Origin of the sequence: Actinophytocola sp., assembly GCF_036002505.1 — a bacterium.
Lineage (GTDB): Bacteria > Actinomycetota > Actinomycetes > Mycobacteriales > Pseudonocardiaceae > DASYTH01.
Genome location: NZ_DASYTH010000432.1, coordinates 1 through 8,779 on the forward strand (window position 1 = coordinate 1; position 8,779 = coordinate 8,779).

General features: G+C 70.2%; 8 protein-coding genes and 2 pseudogenes. 3 read left to right on the plus strand and 7 right to left on the minus strand.

Annotated features, from left to right (window positions below):
- Positions 1 to 51 precede the first annotated feature (51 nt).
- On the plus strand, positions 52 to 453 hold the full coding sequence (locus VGR06_RS44200; protein WP_414637418.1) for a DUF5372 family protein: 402 nt from the start codon (positions 52 to 54) through the stop codon (positions 451 to 453).
- 95 nt (positions 454 to 548) lie between these two features.
- Here VGR06_RS44200 and VGR06_RS44265 read toward each other — a convergent pair.
- A pseudogene (locus VGR06_RS44265) lies at positions 549 to 1,066 on the minus strand (IclR family transcriptional regulator).
- Between VGR06_RS44265 and VGR06_RS38840 the strand changes: the two are divergent.
- Positions 1,019 to 1,501, plus strand: coding sequence for a hypothetical protein (locus VGR06_RS38840; RefSeq protein WP_327564234.1), 483 nt, complete (start codon positions 1,019 to 1,021; stop codon positions 1,499 to 1,501). The pseudogene VGR06_RS44265 and the gene VGR06_RS38840 overlap by 48 nt on opposite strands.
- Positions 1,502 to 1,633: 132 nt before the next feature.
- On the opposite strand, the gene VGR06_RS44205 is transcribed toward VGR06_RS38840, so the two are convergent.
- The 6 genes and pseudogenes from VGR06_RS44205 to VGR06_RS38870 all read right to left on the minus strand — a co-directional run bounded on the left by VGR06_RS44205 (position 1,634) and on the right by VGR06_RS38870 (position 7,761).
- Positions 1,634 to 2,368, minus strand: coding sequence for a hypothetical protein (locus tag VGR06_RS44205; protein WP_414637419.1), 735 nt, complete (start codon positions 2,366 to 2,368; stop codon positions 1,634 to 1,636).
- A 243-nt stretch (positions 2,369 to 2,611) separates the two neighbouring features.
- A complete protein-coding gene (locus VGR06_RS38850; RefSeq protein ID WP_327564235.1) occupies positions 2,612 to 3,490 on the minus strand; it encodes a hypothetical protein in 879 nt (292 codons plus the stop codon).
- A 938-nt stretch (positions 3,491 to 4,428) separates the two neighbouring features.
- On the minus strand, positions 4,429 to 5,403 hold the full coding sequence (locus tag VGR06_RS38855; protein ID WP_327564236.1) for an NAD(P)-dependent alcohol dehydrogenase: 975 nt from the start codon (positions 5,401 to 5,403) through the stop codon (positions 4,429 to 4,431).
- On the minus strand, positions 5,403 to 5,840 hold the full coding sequence (locus VGR06_RS38860) for an MMPL family transporter (RefSeq protein ID WP_327564237.1): 438 nt from the start codon (positions 5,838 to 5,840) through the stop codon (positions 5,403 to 5,405). Before VGR06_RS38860 ends, VGR06_RS38855 begins: the two co-directional genes overlap by 1 nt.
- Before the next feature lie 95 nt (positions 5,841 to 5,935).
- A pseudogene (locus tag VGR06_RS38865) lies at positions 5,936 to 7,519 on the minus strand (MMPL family transporter); the annotation flags it as partial.
- Positions 7,516 to 7,761 carry a hypothetical protein gene (locus VGR06_RS38870; protein WP_327564239.1) on the minus strand — a complete coding sequence of 82 codons (246 nt, stop codon included), beginning with the start codon at positions 7,759 to 7,761 and terminating at the stop codon, positions 7,516 to 7,518. The pseudogene VGR06_RS38865 and the gene VGR06_RS38870, both read right to left, overlap by 4 nt.
- A gap of 269 nt (positions 7,762 to 8,030) precedes the next feature.
- Here VGR06_RS38870 and VGR06_RS38875 point away from each other — a divergent pair.
- The coding region (locus VGR06_RS38875) for an acyl-CoA dehydrogenase family protein (RefSeq protein WP_327564238.1) at positions 8,031 to 8,779 on the plus strand (749 nt) is incomplete at its 3' end.

The window sequence follows — 8,779 nt, forward strand, 5'->3', positions numbered from 1 at the left end:
ACACCGCAGTCGACTACATCGGATGAGGATGATCGGTATCGACGTGTGCGGGTGACGCATCGGTTTCATCCGCTGTTCGGTCGTGAGTTCGAGTTCGTCGTGCACCGCCATAACTGGGCGGAGGATCGGGTTTACTGTCGCCGTTTTGGTTCTGCCATCCGCCCTTCACCTCGACCGAGTTTGCGCCGTGCCGAATCGTCGAACGATCACCGGCTTGATCGGGGAGATGACTGGTCAGAGCCATCCGGCCACACCAGCCACTCCGGCACCGCAACCAGGCATTCACTCGCCCGCCCACCACAACGCGGCGCGGCGGGCGGGCAGCAACCCTTCGGGGGACGAGAATCGCGCCGGGCCCGCCCTCTGGGAGCGCTCCCAACAGCCGGTTTACTGCGGAACTGCCGTCATGGCGGAGCCGTTGTGCCGCCGGTGGCACCTCCGCCTCCGCAATAACCCGCGCACCGGCCCAGCCGCGGTGACTGCGGAGCCGTTGTGCCGCCTGTGGCGCTTCCGCGTCCGCATTCGTCCACATTATGGGCAACGCCGTGTCACGCCTGGAGGGCGAGGCCGTTCTCGATCCGAGCAACGGTTGCGGACATCGCGCCGATCCAGGTGGGCAGCATCCGCCGGGTGAAGCGCGCCTTCGGCATCCCGATCGAGATCGCGGCGGTGGGAGCGCGGGAAGGGTCCCGCACCACCATGCCGAGCGCGGTCAGCCCGGTCTCGGTGAGCTGGTCGTTGATCGCGAATCCGCGCTTGCGCACGAGCCCGAGCTCGCGGCGCAACCGGGCAAGGTCAACATCGTCCGCCCCGTCGTACAGCGCTGCCACCTCGTCCGCCGGCATCGCGGCGAGGATCGCTTGCCGCCGGAGGCCAGGTGCGCCAGCTGTGACCGGCCGACCCGGTCGCCCACCCGGAGGATCTGCTCGCATTCGACCGTGGCGATGAAGCGCACCTCGGCGCCGGCGAGCACCACCAGGTTCGCTGACTCCTGCACCCGGTCGACGAGCTGTTGCAGGTGGGGAACTGTGACTCGACGCAGCAGGCTGACCGGTGCCTCCGCCACCTCTGCCGGCCTGAGGACGCGGCCTGCCCGGTAGCGCCGGTCGGGACCCTGAAGATCTCCGGCCGGCAGAAGGCTGGCTACATCCTCGGTCTCATCGTCGGCTTCACCAACATCCCGGGTGCCTTCGTCCCCGGTGGCGACACCGAGTCCGGCGCGCCCACCGGCCCGCCGGTCGAAATCCTGGCGTTCGGCGTGGTCGCCGGCGCGCTCATCATGGCCCTGCTCGCTTTGGCCTGGAGAACCGGCCGACGCCCCCTGGTCCGAGTCGCCGCCGTGCTGATGATCCTTGTCGCGCTCACCGCCATACCAGCATTCTTCATCGACACCGTGCCCGCCTGGGTCAAGCTCTTCGCCGGTGCCTATGTCCTGGCGACTCTGGCCTCGCTGGTCCTGTTGTTCTCCCCGTCGCGTCGGCCAGTGGCCGTCCCGGACTGACGTCGCCGCCGCCACCCGCAAGCCCGGAAGGTCCTTTCCCGCATGGAAAGGGCCTCCGGCTGTACAACAACCCGGGCTGAGCAGCGGTGACGCGGGTCTGGCAGACCGCTGCGAGTTCCACGCTCGCCTCGGTCAGGACGGCGTCGGCCAGCGCCGGTTCGCCGATCGCGTGCAGCACCCGACCGAGTGCGCGGACTCGACAACCGGGTTGTAGGAGGCGAGCGCGCCTTGGGCGTCGGGCAGCTCCGGCCACTTGATCGACGTCAGCACCTCGGCGAACGCGTCGCGTTCCTGCTGTCGGCGCCACTGCTCCTGCTCGTCGGCGTCGACCGCACTGGCCGGGCGTACATAGGTGTCCCACAGTGCCAGCAACAACCGGGTCAGCGCCTCGCACAGCTGGTCGGCCTGCCGCCGTCCGTCGGCGCCGCCGAGCACCGCGACGTCGGCACCGCGGTGGCCGACACCGGCGGACCAGGTCGCGACAAGGGCGTGACGCTGCTCGTCGAAGGCGTACGTCGACTCTGTTGCATTATCCGCTCTGAGGGCGCGCAGAGCCGGCGCTTCCAGCTGGACCCGCCCCCTCAGGCCACGGCGGCGAGTTGGTCGAAGGCGACCGCGACCCGCAGTCCAACGGTCGCCGACCGAGTGACGGCACGGCCGGGCCGCCTCGGCCAGCAGGGGCGCGAACCGCTGCACCCAGCGATAGACCGTGACATGGTCGACCTCGACCCCGCGTTCGGCGAGCAGCTCCTCGACGTCCCGGTGGGACAGGCCGAAGCGCAGGTACCACCGCACCGCCAGGACGATCACGTCGGGCGGGAACCGGAACCCGAAGAAGGCTGACCCAGGCGGACCGGGCACGACCATGTGGCGGCGAGCTGGCACGGGGGATGAGTCTGCCTGATCAGGTTGGACCCGCTGAATGCAACAGACCCATCGGGCTCGACGTAGCGGCTCGGCCGGCGTCGACGCATGGGCGAGCTCGGCCAGGTGAAGGGCCAGCTCCTCGACCGGCGCGCCGCGGTCGGCGTCAGCACCTGCCGTGGCCAGGTGGCCAACACTGGCACGAGCCGAATTGGCGGCCAGCTGGGCGACCAGCCGGCCCCACGGCTAGCCTCGGTGGGGCAGGTCAACGCGTCCGTGGGCGGCGAGGGTTCCCAGCGCGCGCAGCGTCACTCCACCGCGCCACTCCACCAGCTGTCCCGGGGACCAGTCCTGCCAGTCGAACATCCAGCCGCCGTCCTCACGTTGTCTCTGCTCCAACTGGTCGAGGTCGGCCTCGATCTGCTCGTCACTGAACAGGATCCGGCTCCGTTTGCCGGGGCGATCGGACAGCGTCAGCGGTGTGAGGCGCTCATTCTCGGTGCCCCCCTGGACGGCGATCGTTCCGTCCGCGCCGATCTTCGAGCGGAGCCCTTCGATGGCCGCGAGGGCACGGTCATCATCCGGCACTCGGTCGAGGAAGTCGAGCGCAAACTTCACCCAGTAGGCGCTGAGCTCCTCCGGCCGCTCGAGCCGGGACCAGCACCACGCGGTGGCCGCTTCGAGCCATGGTTCGTCCGAGCCGGCCGTCCATAGCAGTCCCGCGATCGCGAACGTGAGGAACGAGCCGTCCTCGTTGGGCGTCATCCACGGGGCGTGTGGATAGCCGGCCGCGCTGGGCAGGACGAACGGTAATGCTCCGTCAGGGCGCGCGGTCTCCGCCGACCAGGCAGCAGCATCGGTCACCATCGGATCGTCCAGCGCACCCACCTCGGCGAGCACCTCCAGCGCGTGCAGCGTCGCGGCCGGTTGGCTGGCAGGATCACGCACATCGGGCTCGAGTGCGTGGCCGAAACCGCCGTCGGGGTTGCGGTAGGCCCGCAGTGCGTCGAGGACGGGTGTGACCGGCGCATCGTGGAGTAGGACGGCGAGGCGATGTCGGTCGAGAAGTCGGGCAGTTTCCAGCACGAAGCGTTCGGCGCCAGTTAGGTCGATGGGCATGGCCATCACGCTAGGCCGAGGTGAGTCTGGCGTCTTGCAGGAATCGGACACCCGTGTGGGGTTCAACGTCACGGTCAGGGGCTGTGGCAGGGGCGATACCGCTGGCCTTGGGTGTGGTGCTTGGCGGGGGCTCCCACTGAAACTGCTGCCAATCCCTGGCTAGCTGGTCTATGTGCTGGGCTCGGGGCCACGTGCCGCCGTCCGCACGTCGCGTCTTCCAAGCGGGCGCGCAAGCATATCCAAATGTGGAGGTCGGAACGTTGGGTCAGGCCGCTCGCCGGTACTCGTGGACCAGGCCGCCCAGAATGTTGACGCGTTCGACGTGACCGGGCGGCTTGCTCTGCGACGGGGGCGAGGTCGGCTATTGGGACCGGGACCTCAAGGTTGACGCCACGGTGGGGGCGATTTCTCTCGGGGTCCGCCGCGTGAAACGGACGTCTCGCTGGAAGGCGCAGGTGTGGCGTGATCAACAATTCGCGGTCGCGCAACAGGTGTTGCGCAACTTGGCGGGTCGACGCCGGTCGAGCTTCTGAAAAGCAGCCTTGACAAGCACGACACCCACGGAGACGTGTTGCAGAACTCGCCATCGAGGTGCCCCGGTGCCACGTCGCGCAACGGGCAGCGGACCCCGGGAGAAGGCCTGCCGTTGTGGTGTCCGACGTGACAGGCATGCCACCGGACAGCACCGAGCTCGCGACGCTCCTCACTCTATCGGCCGAGGAGGGCTGACTGTCGTTCCGGGTTCTGTCCCTCGCTTCGGTTGATCGATGTTTCGCCGCGCCGGGGGTTGGCCGATCGTGGCCATGGGGTCGCGCGCGTAGCTTTGGCCGGCGCCGGTGTGTGGCATCGGCCGTCGGCGGTCTCCGCCGGGTCGAATGCTGGCTCGGTGTCCCCGTTGCAGCGAAGGTGCGAGGACGCCGCAGGTCCCGGGCGTGCCGGCCGGCTCATGCCACGGTGAGGACGACCTTGCCGCGGGTGTGCCCCTGCTCCACGCGGCGCACGCCTTCGACCGTGTCGGCCAGGGGGTAGGTGCGGTCGAGGACCGGTTTGAGCTTCCCGTCCTCGATGAGCCCGGTGAGGGTGAGCAGGTCGTCCCGCTTCTGCTTGGCCAGGAAGGGTCGGAGCCGCTGTCGGACGAAACCGTTGACCACGACCGCCCGAAGGAAGGAGCCCACCGCCCCGACCATGCGGCCGGGTGAGCCGCCGCCGTTGAGCACGAGGGTCCCCGTCGGGGTCAGGGCCCGACGCAGCCGGTTCAGCGGCCGGTTGCCCACGTTGTCGAGGATCACGTCGTAGTGTGCGCGTCCGTCGGTGAAGTCCTCCGTCGTGTAGTCGATGACGTGGGCGGCGCCGATCGAGCGGACCAGCTCGACGTTGCGGGTGCTGCACACCCCGGTGACCTCCGCGCCCAGCGCCGTCGCGATCTGGACGGCGTACGTGCCGACGCCGCCGGCGGCCCCGTTGACCAGCACCCGGTGCCCGGCCTCCACCTTACCCACGTCCCGGATCGCCTGTAGGGCGGTCAGCGCCGCCATCGGGACCGCCGCCGCCTGCTCGAAGGTCAGGCTCGCCGGCTTGTGCACCACCTTGTCCGCCTCGGCGCGCGCGTACTCGGCGAACGCGCCCGGGCAGAAGCCGAGCACCTCGTCGCCGGGCCGCAGCCCGCGCACGTTGGCGCCGACCGCCTCCACCCGTCCCGCTGCGTCGATCCCGGCCACTCGGGCCTTCGGCCTGGTCAGGCCCATTCCCATGAGCCGCGCGATAAGCGGATCGCCTCGCAGCATGTGCCAGTCGTACGGGTTGAGCGCGGCGGCGTGCACGCGAATCAGCACGTCGTCGGCCCCGGCCTCGGGCACGTCGATGTCCGCCAAGCGGAGGACATCCGGCGGGCCGAACCGCTCCTGAACGATCGCCTTCATCAGATCCCCCTTGTCATCACGCCGCGTCGTGGTGATCCACCGACGCCAACCGGCGTGACAGTCCCGCCCATCCCGCTGGTGGCGCCGGTGCCGTCGGTGCCGGCGCCGGTCGTGCCGTGGGAGATCCGCGGCAGCCAGGACAGCGTCCTGGGCAGGTACCAGTTGCGCTCGCCGAGCAGCGCCATGACCGAGGGCAGCAGGACCGCGCGGACCAGGGTGGCGTCGAGCAGCACCGCGACGGCGAGCCCGAGGCCGAACTGCTTGAGGTCCTGCATCGACAGCGAGCCGAAGATGGAGAACACCGCGACCATGATCACGGCGGCGCTGGTGACGACGCCGGCGCTGCTGGAGATGCCGTGCAGCACGGCGGCCCTGGTCGGCATGCCGCGGTTGCACGCCTCGCGGATCCTGGATACCACGAAGACGTGGTAGTCCATCGAGAGGCCGAACAGGATGACGAAGACGAACAGCGGTGTCCAGGACTCGATCGCCCCGGCAGGTGGATACCGAACACGCTCGCGCCCCAGCCGTGCTGGAACAGCCCGACCATCACCCCGTAGGCGGCACCCACGGACAGCAGGTTCAGCGCGATCGAGGTGGACGCCACCACGACGGAGCGGAACGAGATCAGCATCAGCAGGAACGCGAGGACGGTGACGAACAGGAACACCGGCACGATGCTGCGGCGCAGTTGGCCGTTGAAGTCGAGCGAGGAGGCCAGTTCGCCGCCGACCACCGCTTCGACGCCCGGCACCTTCCCGAAGACCGAGGGCACCACCTGTTCGCGCAGGGTGTGCAGCGCGTGCCGGGACACGGCTCCGCTGCCGTCGCCGGCGAGCGGTACCTGGATCTCCGCCACGTTCGCCGCCCGGTGCACGTCGACGCTGACCGCGCCGGAGAGCTCTCCGGTCGCCTGCGCGGCCCGGCCGAAGGACGCGATCGCCTGCCGCACCGGTGCCGCGTCGATGTCGCGCGCCCTGACCACGGTCAGCGCCAGCGCCGGCCGGCCGGGGAACGCGGCCGAGATCCGGTGGTAGCTCTGTACCAGCGCGGAGTCGGGGGAGAGCTGCTGGTCGACGCTGAGCTTCTCGGTCCGCATGCCGAGCGCGGGCGCGGCTAGCGCGAGCAGGATCAGGACCGAGAGGGTCGCGAATGCACCTGGCCGGGCGAGCACCCGGGCCAGCACGGCCCGCCACAGCCGCCCGCCGCCGGCCCGCGCACCGGTCGACCCATCGGCCGGCGTACCGGTCGAGGCACCGTCCAGCCGGCCGAACCGTCCGCCAGCCCGTTGCCGAGCCCGGCGGCGGGCACCGTGCAGGAGCGGGATCCGGCCGAGTTCCACCCGGTCGCCGAGCATCGAGAGCAGGGCGGGCAGCACGGTCACAGAACCGATCATGACGATCACCACGACCGTGATCATGGCCAACCCGATCCCGTCGAACAGAAGCAGGCCGGAAAGCAGTATGCCGGCCATGGCCGCCACCACGGTCAGGCCCGAGACCAGCACGGAACGCCCGGACGTAGCCGCCGCCACCCGCAGGGCCGTTTCCTGGTCCCGCCCGGCCGCCCGCTCCTCGCGCTCCCGGCGCAGGTAGAACAGACAGTAGTCGACGCCGACTGCGAGCCCCATCAGCAGCATGACCGAGCTAGCGCTGACGTCGATGTGGACGAGGTGGCTGACCAGCTTCATCAGGCCGAACGCCGCGGTGAACGCGGTCATCGCCAGCAGCACCGGAAGCACCGCCGCGAGCAGCGCGCCGAACGCGACCAGCAGGATGCCGAGCGCCAGCGGCGCCGCGGTCCACTCGGCCCGCCGGAAGTCGCGCCCGACCAGCTCCTCGAAGGCCCGCTGCGCGGTCGCTTCGCCGAACTCGTCGAGGCTGACCTCGGGATGTGCCTCCCCGGTCCTGGCCACCGCGGCCAGCACGGGCTGCACGCGGCTGCCCGCGGTACGGGCGCTCCCGACCATGTCGAACCGGACGAGCACGTCGTGCCGGTCGGCGGAGACCATCCCGGTGGCGTACGGGTCGCGGACCCCGGTCACCTGGCCGGTGTCCCGGAGCCCGGTGACCAGGGTGCCGACGGCGGTGCGGAACCCGGCCGCGTCGGCGGTCAGCGTTCGCTGTGCATGAGCACCATCTCGCCGGCCGGGTGCTCGACGCCGGCGTCGACGAGTATCCGCGCGGCCCGGCCCGTGTCGCCCGTCTCCGTCTCTGCTGTGGTGAGCGTGCGCTGCCCGGCGACCCCGCCGAGCGCGGCCGCCGTGACCACGAGCAGCAGCCAGCCGAGCACGGCGCTCTTGCGGTGCCGCACGCTCCAGCCGCCGAGGGCCTCGGCGAGGTTCCTTCTTCCAACCACGGGAGACCCCCGTCCACGAGGTGGCCCGGTGCAGGTCACCGGCTTGCTCACCGAAGGTAGGGGTAGGTGATTTCGTTCTCAACCACGAACACGGTTCGGGCGTCGATAGGTAGCTCACCGCGACAGGTAGGCAGGGCAGCATCGCCGGACTAGGCCTCGCGGTCGCCCCGGACCAGTCGCGCGCCGGCGCGCCTGCCGCGCTGACCGACTGGCGCACCGCCAAGGCCGCCACCGCCCGATCCGCACGACGCGGCTACCTCAACGGCAGCGTGCTCGCGGAGGTGTTCGCCTGGCTGCTGAACGAGCCCCTTCGCGCTGTCGACCAGCGGCCACATCGCGGCCATCGTCAACCCCCCGGCAACAAGAAGGCCAAGTACCAGGTCAACGACAGCAATCCCTCCGACCCGCAGGAGTGGCTCCGGACCGCGGCCACGCACCAGGGGACCTGGTGGACTGACTACGTGGCGTGGCTGACAAAGCGCAGCGGGGAGGAGAAGTTGCGGCCGAGCGAGCTCGGGGGCGGCGGACCTGAGCCGCTGGCGGCCCCGGGCACGTACGTGTCCGCTAGCGGGCAAGGGGGCCGGTATCCGGGCGCCGGCCCGGGCAGACGAGGAGACACGATGGACCTGACCGTAGGCATCGGAGATGCGTTGGGCACCGACTACTTCTTCCTTCGCGACCAGCTCACCCCGCTGCAGTTGGCCTACCTCACCCGTACCCGCGAGTTCGTCGACCAGGAGGTGCTTCCAGTGATAAACGACTACTGGGAGCGAGCCGAGTACCCCTGGCCGCTGGTGAACAAGCTGGGCGACTTGGGCATCGTCGGTGACGGCATCGAGGGGTACGGCCGTCCCTCGATGGATCCGCTCTCGGCGGGCCTGGTGCACATGGAGCTCAGCCGCGGCGATGGCAGCCTCGGCACGTTCGTCGGCGTGCAGGCCCGGCTGGCCATGCGGTCGATCGCGATGCTCGGCTCGGAGCAGCAGAAGCAGCGGTGGTTGCCGCAGATGGCGCGGCT

What these genes read in the sequence shown, in the direction of transcription:
- VGR06_RS38850 (WP_327564235.1), bottom strand. Translation starts at nt 3,490, where the DNA reads ATGGCCATGCCCATCGACCTAACTGGCGCCGAACGCTTCGTGCTGGAA.
- VGR06_RS38855 (WP_327564236.1), bottom strand. Translation starts at nt 5,403, where the DNA reads ATGAAGGCGATCGTTCAGGAGCGGTTCGGCCCGCCGGATGTCCTCCGC.
- VGR06_RS38860 (WP_327564237.1), bottom strand. Translation starts at nt 5,840, where the DNA reads ATGGACTACCACGTCTTCGTGGTATCCAGGATCCGCGAGGCGTGCAAC.
- VGR06_RS44205 (WP_414637419.1), bottom strand. Translation starts at nt 2,368, where the DNA reads ATGGTCGTGCCCGGTCCGCCTGGGTCAGCCTTCTTCGGGTTCCGGTTC.